The 24144-nt window shown below is 52.5% G+C and carries 7 protein-coding genes; all 7 read right to left on the bottom strand.

Translation table 11 applies throughout. The features are described from left to right. Window positions 1–11: 11 nt before the first annotated feature. The 7 genes from AC27N8_RS13425 to AC27N8_RS13395 all read right to left on the bottom strand — a co-directional run bounded on the left by AC27N8_RS13425 (window position 12) and on the right by AC27N8_RS13395 (window position 24143). A complete protein-coding gene (locus AC27N8_RS13425; RefSeq protein WP_487067804.1) occupies window positions 12–3410 on the bottom strand; it encodes an amino acid adenylation domain-containing protein in 3399 nt (1132 codons plus the stop codon). A gap of 10 nt (window positions 3411–3420) precedes the next feature. Further along, window positions 3421–4497 carry an HAD-IIIC family phosphatase gene (locus AC27N8_RS13420; RefSeq protein ID WP_487067802.1) on the bottom strand — a complete coding sequence of 359 codons (1077 nt, stop codon included), beginning with the start codon at window positions 4495–4497 and terminating at the stop codon, window positions 3421–3423. A gap of 44 nt (window positions 4498–4541) precedes the next feature. Continuing rightward, entirely contained in the window at window positions 4542–5696 is a 1155-nt protein-coding gene (locus tag AC27N8_RS13415; protein WP_487067800.1) for an acyl-CoA dehydrogenase family protein, read from the bottom strand. Between the two features lie 87 nt (window positions 5697–5783). Beyond that, window positions 5784–6041, bottom strand: a complete 258-nt coding sequence (locus AC27N8_RS13410) for an acyl carrier protein (protein ID WP_487067798.1) — start codon at window positions 6039–6041, stop codon at window positions 5784–5786. Between the two features lie 45 nt (window positions 6042–6086). Continuing rightward, complete coding sequence (locus AC27N8_RS13405) at window positions 6087–10763, bottom strand: type I polyketide synthase (protein WP_487067796.1); 4677 nt, start codon at window positions 10761–10763, stop codon at window positions 6087–6089. Window positions 10764–10771: 8 nt separating this feature from the next. After that, window positions 10772–19354, bottom strand: coding sequence for an SDR family NAD(P)-dependent oxidoreductase (locus tag AC27N8_RS13400; RefSeq protein WP_487067794.1), 8583 nt, complete (start codon window positions 19352–19354; stop codon window positions 10772–10774). Between the two features lie 49 nt (window positions 19355–19403). Then, complete coding sequence (locus tag AC27N8_RS13395; RefSeq protein ID WP_487067792.1) at window positions 19404–24143, bottom strand: type I polyketide synthase; 4740 nt, start codon at window positions 24141–24143, stop codon at window positions 19404–19406. Window position 24144: the final 1 nt, after the last annotated feature.

Raw genomic sequence — 24144 nt, 5'->3', positions numbered from 1 at the left:
CTTTCTATTCTTTATCCCTGGCGTTTCTGACGAAACTGATCTCGCGAAACAGAAGCCACAGAGTGTTTCCGCAACTGGGTACTACGCTCCTGAATCTTCACAACCGCGCCTGCCAGTTCTTCGATTGTTGGATTCTTAAAAATAGAGCGCACTGTCAGAGGCACTGTCAGAGTATCTTGTACACGAGCAATAATCTGCGTGATCAGCAACGAATGACCGCCAAGAGCAAAGAAGTTATCATGTATGCCAATCTGTGGCAACGCCAACACATCCTGCCAGATAGCCACAAGCTGCGTTTCTTGAGGTGTACGTGGGGCAACATACACGCTACGCTCGCCAACGCTCTCGGCATCCGTTGGATCAGGCAAACGCTTCTTATCAACTTTTCCATTCGCATTCAAAGGCCACGTATCGAGAAACACCACCGCTGTCGGAATCATATATTCGGGCAACTGGCTACTCATATTGTGCAGAGCTTCTTGCATATCGCCGCGCTCTACATCTCGCTGCACATAGGCAACAAGCTGCTCACGTCCAGTACTTCCCATCTTTTTGAACACGCGACACGTCTTAACGCCTGCCTGCTTCTGCAACACCTGCTCAATCTCACCCAACTCGATACGATAGCCACGCAGCTTAACTTGATCATCTTTTCGCCCATAGAACTCGACCACGCCATCAGATCGATAACACCCCAGATCACCAGATCGATAGAGTCGTACTCCAGGTGCCTGACTCCAGGGATCAGGAAGAAACGCCTGAGCCGTCTTCTCAGGCTCATCCAGATACCCTCGACCCACACCAATCCCGCCGATATATATCTCCCCGATGACACCAATAGGACATAAATGCAACTGCTCATCAAGGATATATAAACTGGTATCACCCAATGGGACGCCGATGGGCACAACCCCACTTCCACTGATGCTATCCTGCTCACCACGTACATGATGATGCGTCACTTCATCGGAACATTCTGAAGGCCCATAGGCATTGATCAGCTCAATCTCAGGATACCGCTGCTGCCAGCGCTGACACAACCAGCTTTGCAAAGCCTCACCGGTCGACATCACATAGCGCAACTTACCGAGGCCCGTGGGAAGCTGAGCATCAGCGAATAAGAGATCCAGCCAGGAAGGCACAATTTCTAAGACACTGACGCCGTCTCGTGCCGCCTGACGTAGCAACTCTGGTGCATTCCACACCACTTCATCACTATAGATGCGTACCGAAGCACCAGCCAACCAGGGAGTCAATACCTGCCAGATAGAAATATCAAAGCTTGAAGAGGCTGTTTGTGCGAGACAATCGTCGGGCTCCAGCTTCAATTCTTCCAACTTGGCATATAAATGATTCAGCATCCCGCGCTGCTCAATCAATACCCCCTTTGGCACGCCGGTCGAGCCAGAGGTATAGATTACATAAGCCAGTTGCCGTTCAAACGTTTGGATCGCTCCATCAGGAACAGCCGCTATATCATCAGAGGTAACTTGTTCCAGGAGCTCCTGTACATTAAGTGATGCCCCGATATCACTGAGTGCCTTTGAGATCTGTCCAGCTGTCTCTTGCTGCTCAGGCGAAACCAATAACAGGCGTAGATGACTTTGTTTCACAATTTGCTGCAAACGAGCCTGCGGATAACGCGGATCAAGTGGCAGATAGACACCTCCCGCCAGCAAAATTGCCAGGAATCCAACCGCCCAGATAACGCTACGCTCACTATACAGGCCCACCAATTGTTCTGGTCCGATACCTTCCTGACGCAAGCGAACAGCAATCTTTTCGGCCCGTTGCCACAGCTGTGCATACGTAAGTTGTTCATGCTCATCGCTCACCGCCACAGCGGTTGGATGCAATCGAACCTGCTCCAAGAAGCCCGCGACGAACGAGGTTGCGCGAGGAGAGACAGATGCTGGTCGAGAACAACTCTCAAGCAAGGATGCTTGTTCTTCTGGAGAAAACAGTTCGATAGTTGCCAATTGAGCGGTTGGTTGTGCCACCATCGCACGCAGTATCTGTACATAATGCCGACTCAAGCGAGCAATCGTCCCCTCATCAAAGATATCTGTACTGTATTCGATAAAGCCAGCAATAGCATTATTCGTCTCAGTGAGAGCCAACTCAAGATCAAATTTCGCGGTCTGCGTCTGGATCTCGAACGGTTCCAGCACCAGGCCGGGAAGGACGACTCGCGAATCGGGAGCATTCTGCAAGACAAACAATGCCTGGAATAAGGCATTTCGACTCAGACTCCGTTCCGGTTGCAACACCTCAACCAGTTTCTCAAATGGCAAATCCTGATGGTCATACGCCTCCAGAGTCAAGGCACGCACGCGTTGCAAGAGATCATTGACGCTCCAATCTCCCTGTATGGCCGTACGCAAAACGAGTGTATTCACGAAGCAGCCTTGCAATGCTTCCAGTTCTGGTCTTGTACGACCCAGCACTGGAGTCCCCACCAGGAGATCATTTTGCAGTGAATAGCGATACAATAAAATATAAAAGCCAGCCAACAGAGTCATAAACAAAGTCGTTCCCTGCTGCTGTCCTAGCTCTGCCAGTTGCTGACCCAACGCCTGAGGAATATCTACTGAACAACGCTGACCACCGCCGATACGAATCTCTGGATAAGGCCGATCCGTTGGTAACTCTAGCACCGCATGGGGAGCTTGGAGCTGTTTCTGCCAATAGGCCAATTGCTCCCTGGCTTCGGGGCTCTCCAACCAATGCTGTTGCCAGTACGCATAATCCCCATATTGCAGCGGGGTCTCTGGCTCAGGCAGCGCTTTCCCTTGATTATAAGCCACATAGATCTGTCCGATTTCTCGATACAGAACCCCCATTGACCAGGCATCGGTAATCATATGATGCAAAATCGAGAGCGAAATGTATGTTTCATCACCAATCCGAAATAAAAAGGTGCGCCAGGGAAGCTCATCAATGAGTCCAAAGGGGCGATGTAATTCTTCCTGCGTCCGCTGCTGGATGCGTAGTTCAAGCTCTTGAACCGGGGTTTCCCGCCAATCCTCATAAGGAACCTCATAGCTATGCTGGACCTGTTCATCTATAGTCTGAATGACTTGTCCATCCCGCAATTTGAAACGGCTACGCAAGATTTCATGGCGTCCGATGACGGCGCGGATCGTACGCGCAAAGACCTCTCTATCGAGCGGACCCGTCATACGCGTCGCAATCGCCTCATTATAAGCAGCACTCTCCGGCTCCAATTGCTGCAAAAACCAGAGACGCTGCTGCGCAAACGAGAGTGGGACTGTCTCTGCTGCTGGTCGTACCGCAATCGTATTGGCTGGTTTGACCTGCTGACCGCCTAACTGTCGTAAGCGTTTTTCCAGGAGAGCCTGCTTGGCAGCCGAAAGGCCCGTTTGCCGACTTGAGAAACTTTTCTGCATACATATATCCTTATTCTTGAATATCCAGCTGGATATAGGGAGGAAAAGGCTGAATATGGCTCAAATCATTTTCCAGGATACTTAAATCGCCATCCTTCTTCACCTCTTTGAAGCCGCCAAATTTGTAGGTCACATACATCATGCGATTGCGATCATTCGAGATAAACTCGGCCTGTAACGGCACCTGAGCCTGTTTTGCCAGGCGCATTACATGATTTATCATGACCGTGCCAACACCTCGCGACATCACCCGGCAAGACATCAGCAATAATTTGACCACCCAACGATCCGAGAAGCATTCAATCAGGATAAGACCTATCTTGCCATACGTGCCATATTTATCATCCAGGCCAGCGACCAGCAATTTATGCGTCGGCGAGAGGCGGAAAGCATTCAGCTCATCATACGAATAGGTATAGCCTGTAGTATTTAACTGATGCGTACGTACCGTCAATTCTTCTGCGCGGCGAAGATCCTCTTCTTGAGCCGGAGCAATTGAAAAGACCATCTGAAGCGTCGCCAAAAATTCCTCACTGGTGCCCACAAATTCTTTCTCGGACTGATTACGAGAAATATCGCTCTGATACATCTGGCGCCGTTTCTGGGCATCATCGGTAATAAAACGCGGCATCATCTCAGGCATATCAAGCAATTGAGGAATCTGCTCCGCATCAATGCACAGCACAGCCGAAACAGAAAAATGCACCTCTTCTAGCTCGAAGGGCTGATCGTCAACGAAGGCAAGGGTATCGAGCCCAATGTTGATAGCTTTCGCGATTGCCTCGACTGAGGAGCCTTTGGAGTTCCAATTAATCTGTGGATAGAGAAAATACTCATGCAAACCAAACTCGGTTAATTTCTGCATGGCACGTTCATGATCATTCTTGCTGGCAATCGAAAGCAGGATACCACGACTATCCAACGTTTGCAGAACCTCTCTGATGCCAGATCGGAGCACGACCTGTTCATCTTCAAGCAGCACACCATCCCAGATGGTATTATCCAGATCCCAGACAACACATTTGATCGATTGGCGTTTATTTTTAGCTTCCGCGTCAATAACAGCTTGTATCTGGTCTTTCAGCATAGAATAGCACTATCTTTCTTTCTGATGTATTACTACAAAACATGTCAGGACTGTTGCTTTCCCAATCCATTCGTAAGATTCGCCAGTTGATAGCCATAATTCGCGATCGTAATCTGTTGAATCTGTGTGCTTCCCTCAATCACCTCCATTACTTTGCTATCGCGCCAGTAGCGCTGGACCGCATAATCGCTGCTACAGCCATTCGCGCCATGCAATTGGACAGCGTCTCCAGAGATTCGTGTAGCGGCGGTCGAAGCAAAATATTTGGCAATCCATGTCTCCATGATCGTATCTGGCGATCCAGTATCCTTCAAATAGCCAGCATTCAGGCAAAGGAGGCGAGCAGCTTTAACATTCGTGATCATATCGGTGAGCATTCGCTGGATCAACTGATGCTCCTTGAGATAAACTCCAAACTGTTTGCGCGTCTGAGCATACTGCAAAGAAGCTTCTAGACAGGCCTGAACGATACCGACGCATCCCCAAGCCACGCTATAGCGTCCGATATCCAAGGCAGAGGTCGCTACCGAAGCCAGACCAAATCCTCGTCCACCGATCAGATGTGCTTTAGGCACCACACAATCGGTCAGAATCAACTCGGCCGCCATCGAAGCGCGGGTACCGATCAGACCATCAATTGGCTTCACATCAAAACCAGGTGTATTGCGTTCCACCAGGAATGCAGAGACGCGATCATCGCAACGAGCAAACAACAGATAGAGATCTGCGATCTGCCCATATGTAATCCATTTCTTGCGCCCATTCAGCACATACTCGTCACCACTCGCAGTAGCGGTCGTCTCGACACTACTGGCATCGCTACCTACCAGCGGTTCGCTGAGTGCGAACGCCCCGATCAATTCTCCGCTTGCCAGACGTGATAACCAGCGCTCTTGTTGCTTCTTTGATCCCCAACGTTGCAGAGCAAAGCACATCATCGAATGGACCGTAATCAAGCTACGAATCGACGAACATCCTCTTCCCAACTCTTCATTGAGCAGACCAAAGGTGATCATATCCAACGCCTGCGGACCAACCAGAGCCCCAAGATATCCCAGTTCGCCAACCTGCTTAATCACTCGAGCCGGCGTCTTCTGTTCCTGATCCCACTGATCGGCGTAAGGACTAATCTCCGCCTCCACGAACGCTCGGAAAGTCTGTTGCGCAGCCCTTTGTTGGGCTGTCAGCTCAATCTCCATATCCGCCTCCAATTCCTATACAAGCTGTCAGGAAGCAGATGCATTTGCCCGTAATCGACCAACGATCCGCTCCCCTGATGCTAAAGACTAGTGAGTTGACGTAGCAATGCGGTTACGCTCCACCAGTTGTGTAATTGCGTCGACGCTACGGAAATTTGCGATATCCAGATCATCATTCTCCACCGCGATACCGAACTCCTTTTCCACAAAGAGCACCAATTGCATCGCGAACAGCGAGTTCACAAAGCCCAGTGCAAAGATATCCTGATCATCGGCCAGATCCACATTCGAAAAGAAACGAGCAAAAAATGAGCGAACTGTCTGTTTAATTTCTTCGGTTGTCATAAGGGAATACTCCTTTTCCTGTATGCCACACATAAGCGTGTTCATCTAGACGAGGCGTAACGCCTCATCCTCTTCCATTTTTTCAATCTCTTCCAGGATCTTCAACTTGATGGCATCAGCCAATTCAGCCACAGTCGGCGACTCAAATAGAGTCGCTAAAGGAAGGCTGATCTGAAAGTGATGCCGAAGCCGTGATGCCACCTGCATGCCAATCAGAGAGTGACCACCTAACTCAAAGAAGTTATCGTGTATCCCAATCTGAGACATCCCCAACACCTGCGTCCAAATATCAATAATCGTCTGCTCAATGTCATCGCTAGCGGCGACATAAGCAGTTGAGAGCTGTGGACGAGGCGCTCCCTCTTGACCTTCTCCTTCCTGAGCCATCAAAGGAGCTTCATTACTCAACGGCTCCAACCGCACCCATTGCTGAATACGCGCATGCAGATCACCTGTTGAGTTGATCAGATGAGAAAGCTCTGGAGCCATGAGCACACGCAACACTGCGTCGATCCCTTCATTGGGTTGCATCACAAACTCGCTCACGGTCGAAGTACGTTGTTCCTCCACTTGATCTGCCTTCTGCCACGTGTCCCAATTGACACACTGCCAGGAAGTCTTGCTATTATCCTGATTATGCAGAAAAGTATAGGCATTCATAAACGTATTTGCTGCCGCATAGCCGCTAAAGCCAAGCCCTCCCAACACCGTACTGATAGAGGAGAAGAGCAGGCAGAAATCCAATGGATACTCTCCCAGCGCCTGATCAAGCACCAATAAGCCAGCAACTTTGGGGCGAAACTGTGCTTCGCAAGTTGCTTGATCAAGGTCCTGGACAAGCTGAAATCCATCATCCGTCGTCAGACCAGCCGCATGAATAACCCCATGTACGACACCAAAACGTTGCCGTGCCTGCGCCAAAGCACCTTGCATCTGGACACTATCGGCAACATCGGCTGCAATGATCAAGACTTCCGCACCACTCGCCTCGCAGGCCTGAATCTGTTCGATCCTCTGCCGGATTGGCTCATCGTCCTCATGACTGGCAATCCATTGTTCCCAGAGAGAACGCTCAGGCACAACGGTCCGGGCCACCAGTACCAGACGAGCCTGCACCTGCTCCGCCAGAAAACGCGCCAGGATCAGACCCACAGTCCCCAGGCCACCTGTCAGCAGATAAACGCCTTGTGTACGGAACGACGTTTTATCTGCTGCCGGAGGTACAAGTTGCACAGGCTTATAACTCTGAACCCAGCGCTGTCGCTGGCGGTAAGCCACCAGAGGATCTAGAACACTGGCAGTACACTCAGCCGCAACCTGTGCAACAACTCTCTCATTTACAAGCTCTCCATCCAGGTCGATACAACGACACGTAATATTGAGCTGCTCCTGCGGTATGACGCGACAGGCTGCTTGCACAGGCGACTTCTCTGGCTGCACAGATTCCAGGCCAGTGATCGCTTGCAAATAATTGCTCACAACCAGAATCTGCAAGGGATCGGCATGAAAAATCGTAGCCAACGCTTTTGTCAGAAAGAGCACGCTATAAAAGCCCAACGCCTGCTGCTCCACAAAGCGCTCAGCAGCGCATATACGTTTATTAGACGAATCAAAGCTCCAGCAATGTATCACTTTCTGAGGAAGACTCTCTTTTTCCGCCAACGAGCGACACAGACTCAGATAATCAGCAGGATCACCAGGACGAATAGTATAACTTTGCTGCTGCTGAGCAAACGTCGTACCAGCATACACACGAATACAGGTATGTCCATCTCGCTCCAATACCTGCACCAATTGCTCCGCCAACTGCAACTCATCCATAAAGAGCAGCCAGATCATCGGTGTAACGGGTGAGCTAGCGACCAACAAAGGCTCCTGCTCCCAGGTCGGTAGGTAAAACCAGTCGGCTGGATCAGACAATTTGCCCTGTCGTATCTGAACCTGACGCTTCTGTCCACTGCCCAACTTTGGCGGATCAATCCAATAGCGCTGACGTTCAAAAGGATACGCAGGCAACGGCACGCGATAGCGTAGCTTCTCCTCATGGAAGACTGACCAGTTAAAGCTAACGCCCACCAGCCACAACTTTCCGATTGCTTGCAGCAGAGAAGCCAACTCAGATTGTTGCTGATCATAAATAGTTGTAAGTGTTGGCACAATCATAGTCAGCCGCTCGTTTTTGCAAGCTGGATGCTGCTTGGCAAAGGCGGTCAATGATTGACCTGGACCAACTTCCAGCAGAGCATAATCAGTCTCCTGCAACAGAGTCTCCATGCCAGCGGAAAACTGGACGGTTTGACAGAGATGCTGCAACCAGTATTCTGGATCTGTGGCCTGTTCTGGAGTAATCCAGGTTCCAGTGACATTCGAGAGATAAGGAATTTTCGGGGCATGGAAAGATATCTCACTCAACACAGCTCTCAATGGATCAAGGATCGGCTCCATATGTATCGAGTGGAAAGCGTGTGTAGTATCGACGCGCCGTGCCACAATCCCCAGCTCATTCAACTGTTCCTCTAACGCCTCGATATCCTCCACATCCCCTGAAACCACGCAGGTCGTGGGGCCATTGATAGCTGCCAGAGAGATCTGTTCATCGAGATACATCTGGATACTTTGTTCAGAAAGGGCTATGGCGAGCATCGCCCCTCCCGGCAGTTCCTGGATCAGTTGAGCGCGATGTGCGACAAGTTTGATCGCATCTTCAAGCGAGAGGACACCAGCCAGACAGGCGGCCACATATTCGCCCAGACTATATCCAATCATAGCTTGCGGCACGAGGCCCCAATGTATCAGTAATTGAGCCAGAGCATATTCCAGCATAAACACGACCGGTTGCGCCACAGCTGTCTGCTTCAAATGATCAAGTGCAGACGGTGCAGAGGCATCTCTGCGCATAAGTGCCCGCAAATTCAGACCTGCCTGCTGCGTCTTTCCATTGCTACCAGGTCTATCTTTAGCGTAGAGAATCGCCAGCAGATCTTCATCCAGATAGGCTTTGAACAATGTAGTGCATTGTTCTACAGCGTCATGAAAGACCGGTTCATGCTCATACAACTCCTGAGTCTGACCAACATACTGCTCTCCCACGCCGGGGAGCAGATAAGCAACTTTGCACTCCTTGCGTTCAACCTTGCCTTGCCAGATATTTTTTTCGCGTCCTTCCTCAAGGGCGCTGACAGCCTCTTCACGTGTATGACACACCAGAGTGCGCCGATAAGGAAACTCGCTACGACCGAGTTGCAACGTATAAGCCACATCGGCCAGGTGCTGCTCTGTATGCTGTGCAAGGTGCTCATGCAGACGCTTCGTCATAGCCAAAAGAGCCGTCTCGCTTCGTGCCGACCAGATCAACACCTGCCAATCATTATCATCTGTTTCAGCCTCAACTGCAGGTGCCTCTTCCAGAATTACATGAGCATTCGTACCCCCCAGACCAAAGGAGCTAACACCGGCGCGACGTAGTTCGCCCAACTTCAGAGGCTCCCAGGGACGCAGCTCAGTATTCACATAAAAAGCGCTCTCCTCCAGACCACTCTCTGGATGTGGTTGCTCAAAATTGAGACTGGGAGGCAATTGTCGATGCCGCAAAGCCTGAACTGTCTTAATCAATCCAGCCACGCCAGCCACGCGATCCAGATGTCCAACATTCGGCTTAATTGATCCAATCGCGCAAAAGTTTTTACGGCTCGTCTGCCGCTCATACACCTTACGCATCGCAGCCAGCTCGACGGCATCGCCCAGACGGGTTGCAGTGCCATGCGTCTCGATATAATTAATGCTCTCCACCGGAACGCGAGCATAGCTCAGTGCAGCCTGCAAGACATTTGCCTGCCCATCCAATCCGGGAGCCGTATAGCTGACCCGCATACTCCCATCATTATTAATCGCCGAACCGCGAATCACTGCATAAATCTGATCTCGATCGTCCACAGCATCCTGCAAGCGCTTGAGCGCCACCATACCGACGCCACTGCCCATCACGCTCCCCTGGGCCTTTGCATCGAAGGTCCGGCACTCGCCATCGGGTGAAACGATCCCGCCCTCCTCATAGTGATATCCCTGACCATGCGGCAGGATAAAAGAGACGCCTCCAGCCAGAGCCAGATCGCATTCATAATTGATCAAACTCTGACTGGCAAGATGGACGGAGACCAATGAGGTGGAGCAGAAGGTCTGGACTGAGACGCCCGGCCCTCTGAGATTCAGTTTGTAAGAGATCTTTGAAGCGAGCGAATCGCGATCATTTGCGGCATCGACCTGCAATTGTCCCAGACGCTCCAACAGATTCTCCTGCGGAAAGAGATTGCGAAACAGATATGAGCTAAAGGCGGACCCGGCAAAGACCCCGATCAAGCCCGCATAGCGATGTGGATCATACCCCGCATGCTCTAACGTCTCCCAGGCGCATTCCAGCAGGATACGATGTTGCGGGTCCATGATCTCCGCCTCGCGTGGAGTATAGCCAAAGAAGGCGGCATCAAACTGCTCGATCCCCTCCAGCGGACTCCCAACTTTGACATAGGAGCTTGACTGCAATAACGAGGGATCTACACCTGCCGCCAGCAACTCTTCATCGCTATAATGGCGCATCGCTTTCACACCGCCAGCGATATTCTGCCAGAGTTGCTCGACATTCAGTGCGCCCGGAAAGCGTCCCGCCATCCCCACAATAGCCAGAGCCGTCTCATAATCGCTATCCTGTAGATATGAACTATCCATAACCCACTCTATCTCGACTTTCTTGTTTCTACCATGCGTTTAATACCAGCGCGTCGCTGCCTACCGCGTGCTTGCTCCTCTTCGCCACTTTCCGGAGCGTGCTTCTCTTGCAAATAATCGGCCAGCGCGTGTACAGTTGGAAACTCATATAAAATATGCGGAGCAATTAATTTGTGGCTTCCCAGCTTGCGCAAATGAGCAATCACATCGAGTCCAAGCAACGAATTCCCACCCAGCTCAAAAAAGTTATCGAGCATGCCAACAGGAGTAATCCCCAATAGATCCTCCCAGATAGTTGCAATCTGGCTCTCTAGCTCGTTCCCAGGAGCAATATAGGCGCTAAGTAGTGCCGGACGCGCATAGCTCGGATGCATTCGACGCTGCTCATGCGTCTGCTTCAAGATCTCACTGATCGTAAATTGCTTGCTCTGCTCTTTCACCCGACTAAAATCCTGGGTCGATACGATAATCGATCGTACGTCGGTCCCGAGTATCCTCTGTAGAGCCTCCATACCATCAGAAAAAGCGATCCCATAGCGCTGCCGATTGCTCGCGAAATACGCCTGTGCCTCGGCACCATAACCCTCAAGTCCCGCTTTCCAGCCATTCCACTGCCACTCGCTCCAATCGATCGCGATCACACGCCGCGACTCACTCTCATCCCGCTGAGCCCAGCTTTGAGCATAGCAATCAAGAAAAGCATTCGCCGCACTATAATCGAGTTGACCGGGTCCTCCTCCGGTCAAAGCGGTCGTCGAGGAGAAGAGCACCACCAGTTCTACCTCGCTGCCACGTAAAAGCTTTTCGAGCATCTGCACACCATCCAGCTTGGGAGCAAGCACATCGGCAATCTGCTGCGGTGTCTTCAATTGAGTCAATCCAATACCAGGAACGCCAGCAGCATGAAAGACACCATGCAAAGCCCCAAAACGTTGCTGAACCTGCGTCAGAGAGCTCTGCATCTGGCTTACATCTCGGACATCAGCCTTCAGGATCAGCACTTCAGCTCCTGATGTCTCCAACTCGCGCACTTGCCAGATACGTTGTCGTATTTCATACGTCTGCTCATCCTGATCCGACAAAATCGCATCCCACTGCTCACGAGCGGGCAGACCATGGCGACCCAGCAGCACCAACCTGGCTTGATACGTACTGGCCAACCAATGAGCCAACGCCAGACCGATGCCACCCAATCCGCCCGTGATCAAATAGACACCGCCTACACGGACTCGGACAGCCTCACGAGCTTGTGCCACCAGTGGAAAAGGTTCGATGACTTCAATCCAGCGACGCAAGCCGCGTAAGGCTACCAGATCAGCGCTACGTTCCCGTCCCAACTCTGCCCGTAGCGCACGGACAACATTTTTCTCCAGAGGACCTACAATATCGATCAGGCGACAGGACAACTGCGAATACTCTAGCGGCAAAACCTTACAGGCCCCGATCAGAGTAGCATTGAAGGGATACATAACTTCAGTGCCTAGGGCAGGCAAAACGCCATGAGTAACAATATCTATGGAGCACGGCTCAGGCTCGCGCTTGCCCAGAGCTTGAGCCAGAGCATGTAAGCTATACATGCCATACTGCAAAGAAGAAGCCGGCTCATCACGCGCGTCACCGCCAACCGAATGCAGTGACCAGAGATGCACAATACGCAATGGTAGAGCGGGTGATGCTTCACCTGACCAGTACTGACAAAGTTGAACATAATCTTCCCGTTCGGAGGAGCGGATCGTATACAGAGTTTCGCTCAATTGGACAAAAGCAGAGCCAGGCTTTACAGCGATCACGCGCTGCTGATGCTCATGCAGGGAAGCCACCAGAGCATCGCCCACACCCTGCTCATCCATAAAGATCAGCCAGTTAGCCTGTGGCAGAGGATCAAGTATTCGCGAGACCTGAGTAGAATATTCCTGTTTCCATGTCGAGAGGAAAAACCAATCTTTGAGATCAGGGATGCGTGGTAGCTCAGCTTCCTCAATCTGATTACCGGCCACGACAGCAGCACCATTCCGCTCTCCGCTTGAACTGCTAAAAGGAAGCCAATAACGCTGGCGTTCAAAGGGATAAGTTGGCAAGAGAACACGCTGTCTCGACTCAAGCAAAGAGAAATTGTGCCAGGAAACCTTCACCCCCAGCATCCAGAGACGTCCCAGAGCCACTAAAACTAACTCACGTGCCGTTTTACGCTCAGGCTGGACTGCTAACGTCGCCACGACCAAGGACATACGTTCACGGCTACAAGCGGGATGTTGGCGCACAAACGAGCTCAGAGCCTGCCCAGGACCCACTTCAAGGATCACCATCTGCTCATTCTCTAAGAGATGCGCGACACCCGAGGAGAAGCGGACCGTCTGACACATATGTTCGGCCCAATAACCAGGATCGGTCGCCTGAGCGGGAGTAATCCAGTCTCCGGTTACATTCGAGATATACGGCATCTGCGGGACATGCAACTGCACGCGTTGAACAAGTTGCGTGAGACTTTCTTCCAGAGGAGCCAATAAATCTGAATGGAAAGCATGCATCGCCTCGACGCGCTGAACCGCGATGCCCTCACGCAGCAAGCGCGCCTCAAGCTCAGTGATCGCCAGCGGTGTGCCTGTCAGCACGCAGGTTGACGGAGCATTGATAACCGCCACGCTCACATCCTTATTCAACCAGGATTGCAGTTCCTCCTCAGAGAGTGCCACAGCCAGCATCGCACCTTGCGGCTGATGCTGAATCAACTGAGCGCGACGAGCGACCAGCATCAAAGCATCCTCGAGCGAGAACACGCCAGCCAGACAGGCAGACACATATTCGCCAACACTATATCCCAGCATCGCCTGAGGATGTATCCCCCATTGCATCAGCAATTGAGCCAGAGCATATTCCACCACAAACGTTGTTGGCTGGACCAGTTCAGTCATTTTCATCCGCTCGCTTGCGACCTGGACCGCCTGCGTCCGATAATCTGGATTTTGCAGGGAGACCAACAGTTCAGGTTCTGATTCAGCATGTTGTGGCCAGGTCAGAGAGAAGAGCGCCTCCCGCAGATCATACTTGAGATACGGCTTGAGCAGGACACAGCAGCGATCGACCTGTCGACGGAACTCGCCTTCATGTCGATAGAGATCAAATATGGTCTCGATAAACTGAGCACCGATGCCAGGGAAAAGAAACGCCACGGGACGATCGCGATGCTCTTCATGCAATATACTGCTTGTTTGTTCGGATGCAACCTGCAACTGAGTACTGGCCTCAACTCGATCATTTACTACCAGCATGCGTCGATAGGGAAAAACACTTCTTCCGACCTGCAATGTGTAAGCCACATCTGCCAAATCTTGCTCAGGATGCTCGCTCAGATGCTGAGCAAGCTTTATCGTCATCATTTGCAAGGCGTGCTCAGATTTTGCGGAGAGGAGAAGCAGTTGTGCACATTGCTCCGACGCGACCGTAACGCGCAGGGGAGCCTCCTCCAGCACAACATGAGCATTTGTGCCTCCCATACCAAGAGCATTCACCCCGGCGCGTCTGGGGCGGCCTCCACGTGGCCAGCTACGCCGCTCTTGTTGCACATAGAATGGACTCTCAGTCAGTTGTAGCAGAGGATTCGCCTCTTGATAGTGTAGACTTGCCGGGATCTGCTCAGTATGGAGAGCGAGTACGGCCTTGATTAGCCCTGTAACGCCAGCAGCCCGATCCAGATGTCCAACATTCGTCTTGACTGACCCAAGACTACAATAGCCAATCTGATCTGTGGTCTCACGAAAAGCCTTCGTCAAAGAAGTCACTTCGATCGGATCGCCTAATGGAGTGCCTGTACCATGAGCCTCAATATAGCCAATGCTCTCGGCGCTCACGCCAGCCTGAGCCAGCGCATCGAGCACCACCTGAGACTGTCCTTTGACGCTGGGAGCCGTATAGCTCACTTTGCCAGCACCATCATTATTGACAGCCGAACCTTTGATCACGGCATAAATTTGATCGCCATCCTCAAGGGCATCCTCCAGACGTTTCAGAGCCACCAGCCCCACCCCATCGCCAAAGACGCCGCCCTCGGCCTGAGCATCAAAGGCTCGACAGTGACCATCAGGTGATTCCTGACCTCCCGGCTGATAGAGGTACCCTTCATGCACAGGTACATGTATTGAGACGCCTCCTGCCAGCGCCATATCGCACTCGCCAGCGAGCAAACTCTGACTGGCCAGATGGACCGCCACCAGCGAGGTCGAGCAAAAGGTCTGGATTGCCAGACTTGGACCACGTAAATTTAATTTATAGGAAACGCCCGTCGTCAATGAATCTTTGTCCATACTGATTGCGACCTGATAGCCATTGACGCGTTCCTGCAACACATGTAACAGCTCGGGCTGCTTCAACGCAGTATGGAGATAGGTACTGATATTGGTGCCCCCGAAGACCCCGATCAAGCCCTCATAGCCAGCTGGATCATACCCTGCTCGCTCCAGAACCTCCCAACAGCACTCCAGGAAGAGACGATGTTGCGGATCAAGCAGTTCAGCTTCTCGGGGACTATAGCCAAAGAAGGCTGCATCAAACTGCTCGACATCATTAAGTATCGGCCGTGCCTTCACATACTGTGGATGAGTGAGAAGTTCAGGAGCCACACCTGCGGCCAGCAGTTCCTCATCGCTCAAGATAGTGAGCGACTCCGTACCTTCGCACAGATTGCTCCAGAACTGCTCAATGCTATCGGCACCCGGGAAACGTCCGCTCATACCAATAATAGCGATCTCTTGCTCTTGTGCCTGATAGCGTGTTCTTTTCCGACGCTGCTCAAGTAGCTCTGGCTGTTTCTCCTCCAACCGTTGCACAGCCAGAAGAGAGCGCAGATAATCGATCATTGTACTAATCGTAGGAGCTTCAAACAAGGCCACAACCGGCAACTGGATCTGTAGCGCCTTCCGAAGCCGAGCGATGACCTGCAAGCCATTGAGAGAATTGCCGCCCAAATCAAAAAAGTTATCATAGAGTCCAATCTGCTCCACGCCAAGCACTTCATACCAGATCGCACAAAGCAACTGCTCATAATCGATCGCTTGTCGCGCCTTATTCTGCTGCTGCTCATCATGGACCGACTCAGCGCTTACCAGGGCCGGCTTGCTCTCCAGAGATGTCTGTAACGTGTCAAGCATGATCCACTGCCGAACACGTATTGCCAAATTGCCCGTTGAGTTCACAAGATGTGGAGTACCATGGGAAGCCAGCACGCGTTCAAAAGCGTTCAAAGCTTCCCATTGTTCCATTGCCAGGACCGTCCCCATCGTCTTGTGGGAATGAGACGCCTCTGGCTCTGGAGACTCAAGCTGCCAGCTATCCCAATTCACAGTCAGCCAGCGAGTATCTCCCTGTCGCTGAAGCTCCTCAACAAAGGCATCCATAAAGCCATTCGCAGCCGCATAAGCAACCAGACTCAGACCACCGAGGACCGCTGATAGCGAAGAGAACAGCAAGCAAAAATCAACTGTTCTTGCCCGCAGCACCTCTTCCAGAGCGAGCACACCAGCAACCTTGACTTCAAAGTGTCGTTCGCAATCGGCTGGCAGTAGATGATGCAGCGTGGTAAATGAGGATTCATCGGTGACACCTGCGGTATGCAGAATGCCCTGGATACTGCCAAAGTGTTCCTCGGCCTGCCTGAAGGCGGCTTCGAGCTGGGCAGAGTCAGAGACATCCGCCTGTACCAGCACGACCTGCGCGCCAGCAGTTTCCAAAGCCTGCAAGCGCTGGATACGTCGTCGTACGACATCGTCAGTCGTACCATCTGCCAGAAGGTGTGACCACGCGCTACGTTCTGGGAACGGCGTATGTGTCAGCAAGACCAACCGTGCATTCCAGTCTTGAAAGAGATATTCAGCTAATAGCAGACCAATCTGTCCCAATCCACCAGTAATCACATAAACTCCGGCGGGACGCAGGCGACTAGCCGCCGCATCCGCTTCCTCGAGGTGCAATGATTGATAGACGCTGAGCCAGCGCTGCTGCCCACGATACGCGACCATAGGTGCTGATCCGGTTATCCGCATCTCGTGCAGAATGTTCTCAGCTACCTGCGCCGTCATCGCAGTAGTATCGTCCGAGAGAGGAGGGATATCGATTACACGACAGCTCAGATGACTATATTCCTGTGGGATAACTTTGCTTGCCGCCAGTAATGTTGCTCGTTCAGGATACAGATGCTCTTCAGCTGAAAGAGTAGCGAGACCGGAAGCGACGACATAGAGCCGCATCTGCTCATTCACCAGATACTGATCAAGAACCTGTGCCAGAGCGATCAAGCTATAGAAGCCCATCTCCTGATAATATTGAAAGCTCTTCTGACTCCTTGCGAACAGTCGCATCTCTACATTCCAACAATGTAGCAGCGCCTGAGGGCGATATCCAGAGGAAAAGATTTGCTGAAAAAGCTGCTCATAATCGCTCCGCGCATCTGGTCGCAGCGCATAGTGTTCCTCGTCCATGCAGACAAATTGCGGGCCATGAGCCACATAAATACAACGTGTCCCCAGCGCGATCAACCGCTCACCAAGTTGGCTCATCAACTCATTCTCTTGTCCGAAAAGCACAACCACATCAGGCAACGTCACATCCGTAGTCCCAACATAATCGAACGCACTGCGCTCCCACACAGGAACATAAAACCAGTCAGCGATCTCAGCCAGCTTTCCAGCGGCAGCCTGCTCCTTCAACGCCGTCTGTTCCACAAGGAGTTGTCCAGTGCGTTCCTGTGGAGAAGCTATCCAATATGCCTTATGCTCAAAGGGATACGTCGGTAATGCGACCCGCCGGTACTGCCCATGAACTTGTGCCATCGACCAATCGACAGCAATATTCGCCAGCCACAAATGGGCCAGACAAGACAACAAAGCCTCGCGTGTATCCATCCCTGCAATGGAGACAGGCTCAAATCCGAGCAGTGCCGATATTCCATCGGCTCCTGCGCGGAGATGCGCGGAGATAGTATCCGTACTCAAAGTAAACGTCTCGTGTTCAGCAGGAAATGGTGTTACAAAATTGCCATCATGTAGGGAGCTCAAGGCTTCCGCCCGATTGCGGCAGAGCAATGCTCGGCGATAAGCAAACTCGCTACGGCCTACCTGCAAGGTATAAGCGATATCTTCTAAGCGCTGATCTGGCTGCTGCTGCATATGAGCATACAGCCGTTCAGTCTGAGCGTTTAAAGCGGCCTCGCTACGTGCCGACCAGATCAGCAGCTGCCAATCATCCTTGCTGCCAGCAATTGCTTCAACATCGGGATATTCTTCCAGAATCACATGGGCATTCGTGCCTCCCAGCCCAAAGGAACTGACACCTGCGCGACGCGGTTCCCCCGGTTTCAGAGGCTCCCAGGGACGCAATTCAGTATTGACATAAAAAGCGCTCTCCTCCAGACTGCTCTCCGGATGTGGCTGCTCAAAATTAAGACTCGGAGGCAACTGCTGATGGCGTAGTGCCTGGGTCGTTTTGATCAAGCCAGCGATGCCTGACACACGATCTAAATGCCCCACATTCGGCTTGACCGAACCGATCGCACAGAACTGCCTGCGACTCGACCGCTGTTCATACACCTTGCGCATCGCTGCCAGCTCGACAGCATCGCCCAGACGGGTCGCAGTGCCATGCGTCTCGATATAGCTAATGCTCTCGGTGCCGACACCTGCATAGCTCAAAGCCGCCTGGATCACATTCGCCTGCCCATCCAATCCAGGAGCCGTATAGCTCACCCGCGTCCCGCCATCATTATTCATCGCGGAGCCACGTATCACGGCATAGATCTGATCGCCATCCTGTATCGCATCATGCAGACGCTTCAGCGCCACCAGGCCGACTCCACTCCCCATCACGCTCCCCTGAGCCTGAGCGTCAAAAGTGCGGCACTCGCCATCCGGTGAGAGAATCCCACCCTCTTCGTAAATATATCCATGATTACGAGGCACCTGACAGGAGACACCACCGGCCAGAGCCAGATCGCATTCATAATTCAGCAGACTCTGACCTGCAAGATGAACTGCGACCAGCGAGGTTGAACAGAAGGTGTGGACAGAAACGCCTGGACCTTTGAGATTCAATTTATAGCAGATCTTCGATGCTAGCGAATCGCGATCGTTCGAGATATCAATCTGTAGCTGGCTCACCGTTGAGAGTAGCTGAGGATCTGCATAGAGATGATGCAGATAATACGCACTGAAGGCCGAGCCAGCAAAGACCCCGATCAGACCCACATAACGATGTGGATCATAGCCCGCATGCTCCAACGTCTCCCATGCGCACTCCAGGAGCAAGCGATGTTGTGGGTCCATAATCTCTGCTTCGCGAGGAGTATAGCCAAAAAAACCGGCATCAAACTGCTCAATCCCCTCGAGAGCGCCGCCCGCTTTGACATACGAGGGTGAGCGCAGTAGTACGGGATCTACTCCGGCAGCCATCAGTTCGTCATCGCTAAAGCGATGAATAGACTTCACGCCACCCGCAATATTCTGCCAGAACTGTTCGACATTTTGCGCACCAGGAAACCGCCCGGCCATCCCAACGATGGCTAAGGCCGACTCATATGCACTATCGTTCATATCTGTGCCTGTCATTGATTATCCATTCTCTACGCGATGCCTGCTTTTTAGCCTATGAGAGTATTTAGAATACTGTCCCAGTCTCGCGCACGCGATTTCTCAGACCAGCCCGCCGCTTCTCGCTACGTCCCTGCCACTCCTCGACCACCACGGCCTGCGATCCTCCCTGCTCTATATAGCGAGCTAACGCGCCCACGGTAGGAGCTTCATACAGGACATGCGAGGCCAGATTTTTTGCGTCACAGGATTTTTTGATGCGTGCAATCAGATCGATACCAGTCAGCGAATTGCCACCTAATTCGAAGAAATTATCATCCAGGCCAACGGGAGTAATCCCGAGCAAAGCTTCCCAGATGCCAGCGATCTTACGTTCCAGCTCGCTACCTGGCACGGCATAGGGATTCATCAACTCTGGACGCGGATGAGTCGCCTGTCCCTGCCTGCTCTGCTGCGTATGCTCCAGGATCGCTGCGGCAGTAAAATTCTTACTGCGGGCGGCAACTTCGCGGAAGTCCTGCGTCGAGACAACCACCTGAGGCAAACGCGTCGCCAGAATACGTCGCAGCGCCTCGGCCCCATCGGCAAATGAGATACCATACTGTTGCCGATGTGCTCGAAAATAGGTCTGTGCCTCGATATCATAGCCAGCCAGACCCTGAGTCCAGGCATTCCACTGCCATTCGCCCCAATCGATCGCGACCGTTTGCCTAGCATGGGAATGTGGCTGGAGAGCATACAGATCGAGAAAAGCGTTGCCAGCACAATAATCGACCTGTCCCGGACCGCCTCCCGTAACGGAGGTCATAGAAGAGAAGAGCACCAGAAAATCGAGCGGTTGTGCCTCAAAAAGACGTTCCAGCAGCAGAGTTCCTTGAATTTTGGCTGCCATAACCTTCTCAGATTGCGCGCGCGTCTTGAGCTGAATCAAACCAACTCCCGGAACGGCCGCAGCGTGAACTACTCCATGTATCGCCCCAAACAGCTCATAGGCCTGTGTCACCGCGGCACGCATCTGCGCTTCATCAGTACAATCTGCCTGAAGCAGGAGCACCTCCGCGCCCAGAGCCTCAAGAGCCACAACTTTATGCAACTGCTGTCCCAGCCCCTCTTGATCGCCCTGCGTCGCCATGATCTCCTCCCAGGTGGAGCGTGGCGGGACTGGCTTCCGACTGAGCAAGACCAACTTGGCCTGTACCTGCCTCACCAGATCTTCGGCCATCGCCAGAGCGATCCCGCCCAGACCGCCGGTAAACAGATAGACGCCTCCAGTACGCAGCAACTGTTGTTCATCGCGCTCCCAGGGAGCTAAAGCCACAGGCTCGAAGGTTTGCAGCCAGCGCCGACCGGATCGCAGAGCGACCACGGCATCATCAGCGTGCGCGATCAGCTCATCGTATAGCTGCTGCCCGGCACCAGACTCAGACAATGCCACATCGATATTGCGACAACTCAGACTGGCATATTCCTGCGGGATCACCCGACATGGTCCGATCAAAATCGCTTTCGCGGCCTGTAAATGCTCCCGACCGGTCACATCGTACAGATCATCGGTCACGATACTGATATCACAATGCTCAATATCCTGATCATTCAAAGCTTGCGCCAGAGCAATCAGACTATAATAGCCACTTTCCAGCAGAGTACCAAAGGAGGCGGAAACACCCAGAGTCCAGCAGTGAACCACCTGAGTTGGCTGTATATCCTGCTGTTTCAGAGCAGTCAACAGAGCTTCATAATCAGTACGCTTATCTGGGCGGATGCCATATTTTTCCGTCCCATACGTCTGAAACTGTCCACTCGCCTGTACCGTAATCACGCGCTGGCCACTCTGCCGCAGGCGCTCAACCAGCACACCAGAGGGGCCATCTTCGCCACTCAAGACCAGCCAGGTCTGTGACTGTGCAGTAGCGGGTATCTTGTAGGATGCCAGAGCAGGAACCTGTTTCCAGCTTGGGACCGAGAACCAGTCTTTGATATCAGAGAGAAAAGGCAGATCATCATTAGGACCAGCCTGCTGCTCATTGACCTGTGGCTGTGCGGCAGGATTAATCGCAGGAGCATCGCGCCAGTAGCGTTCGCGCTCAAAAGGATAGGTTGGCAACGGGATACGTTGACGTGGCTCATCGGCGGCAAAGGCATCCCAATCGATCGTGACGCCGCTCAGCCAGAGTTTTCCTACAGCCTGTAAGAGGCTCGCCTGATCAGAGCGCTGCTCATGAGCAGATGGCAGAGTAGAAAAAATCAGAGACATCCGTGTCCGTTCGCAAGCCGGATGCTGCTTGACAAATGAGCACAGCGATTGTCCCGGACCCACTTCGACGATAGCAGGTTCACGCTGCTGCAAAATAGTCTCGATACCATCGGCAAAGCGCACAGTCTGACACATATGTTGCGCCCAATACGTCGGATCAGTTGCCTGAGCATCAGTGATCCAGGTGCCAGTCAGATTTGAAACATAAGGAATCTGCGGTGCATGCAGAGAGATCTTTCGCACGAGTGCGGTCACCTGTGTACTGAGTGGTTCAAGCATCGCAGAATGGAAAGCATGCGTTGCCTCGACGCGTCGATAGACGATATCTCGTTGCTGCCACAGCTGCTCCAACTGATTGATAGCCTCGATCGGACCAGACAGGACACAGGTACGAGGACCATTGATAACAGCCAGGCTGATCTGCTCATCCAGATAGGGCTGAACATCCTGCTCCGAGAGCGCCACCGTAACCATCGCACCACCCTGAAACTCTTGAATAATGCGTGCACGCTCAGCCACCAGCATCAAAGCATCATCTTGGGTCAGGACACCTGCCAGACAGGCAGCCACATACTCGCCGACACTATAGCCCAGATAGGCCTGTGGCTGAACGCCCCACGCCATCAATTGTCGAGCCAGAGCCAATTCAAGCACAAAGATAGCAGGCTGAGCAATTCGCGTCTGCTTATGCTCCTCGGCTTGTCCTGCACGAGATGCGCCGCGTCCCAGCATCGCTCGCAGATCCATCACGCCTACCTGCCTGCTCTGTCGCAATTGTCCATCGGCCTCAGCGGGAAACAAGCTCTGACGCAGATCAATCGCGCAGTGCCTTTGTAGATAGGAATTACATTCATCAAAAACCTGCCGAAACACCTTTTCCTGTGCATAGAGCTCTCGAGCGACACCAGTATACTGTTCGCCGACACCTGGGAAAAGGAAGGTCACGGGTCGATCGCGTACCGCATCCTGACGTGTCACGAGGCTCGCCGCATCCTGACGTGCCAGAATCTCGATAGCTTCCGCTCGACTGGAACTGACAAGCATACGTCGATGCTGAAACACATTGCGCCCCACTTGCAGTGTATACGCCACGTTCGCCAACGACGCCTGTTCATCTTGCTGAAGATAGCGCAGCAGATTCACAGTCATCTGAGTCAGAGCACTCTCAGTGGGAGCTGAAAAAACCAGCAATTGCTCTGTACGAGCCTGTGATCCAACAAGTAGCGGTGGAGGCTCCTCCATAATCACATGAGCGTTTGACCCTCCCAGACCAAAGGAGCTCACGCCAGCTCGCCGTGGACTACCATTGCTCGGCCACTCACGTCCAGCCGTATTCACATAGAAAGGACTATTCGCCAGATCAAGATCGCTATTCGGCTGCTCAAAATTGAGGCTGGGTGGAAGATATTTATGCTTAAGTGCCAGAGCAGTTTTGATCAAGCCCGTGACGCCCGCTGCGCGATCCAGATGACCAAGATTCGGCTTAACCGAGCCGATCGCACAAAACTGTTTGCGATCCGTTTTTGTCGCAAACGCCTTCATCATCGCCGCCAGCTCAACGGCATCGCCCATCTCAGTAGCGGTACCATGCGCCTCGACATAAGAAATGCTCTCGACATCCACGCCAGCGTTCCCGATCGCCTCCGCGATCACAGCGGTCTGCCCTTCCAGGCCCGGAGCAGTCACGCTCACCCGCTGACTGCCATCATTATTGGTAGCCGAGCCTCGAATCAGCGCATAGATATGATCACCATCTTCGAGCGCATCCGAAAAACGTTTTAGCAGCACCACACCCACACCATTCCCCATCACGCTCCCATGAGCATCGGCATCAAAGGTTCGGCACACGCCATCGGGTGAAACGATGCCGCCCTCGGTATACAGATAGCCACCCGTATGAGGAATTTCGATTGCCACACCGCCTGCGACAGCCATATCGCACTCATAATTCAGCAGGCTCTGACACGCCATATGCACAGCGACCAGCGACGTCGAGCAGAAGGTCTGCACCGCCATACAGGGTCCCCTCAGATTAAGCTTATAGGCAACATTCGAGACCAGAGCATCGCGCTCGTTTCCGATGGAGGCCTGCATCACGCCAACCTGCTCCATAAAATCGGGGTCTGCATACAGATTACGCACCAGATACGAGCAGAAGCTTGAGCCCGCAAAGATACCTGTGATTGCTTGATTGGCCTCCGGACTATAACCTGCGCCCTCTAATGCCTCCCAGACACATTCTAGGAACAGACGCTGTTGAGGGTCCATCAACTCCGCCTCACGCGGTGTATAGCCAAAGAAAGTGGCATCAAAGCGATCGATATCATCGAGCAGAGAGCCTGCCTTGACAAAGTTAGGCTGTGCCAGCATTGCAGGATCGACGCCATTCGCCAGTAGTTCTTCATCCGAAAAGAAGCGAATTGATGTCACACCCTGAGAGAGATTTTGCCAGAAGGTCTCGACATCACGAGCGCCGGGAAAACGTCCACTCACGCCCACGAGAGCCAGCGCCGAGTCATACTCTTTATCAAGCCAATATGCATGTGTATTCATC

Source organism: Dictyobacter sp. Z7_2 (assembly GCF_057551105.1).
The sequence above is the reverse complement of the archived record's forward strand: the minus strand, read 5'-3'. Positions and strand labels throughout refer to the sequence as shown.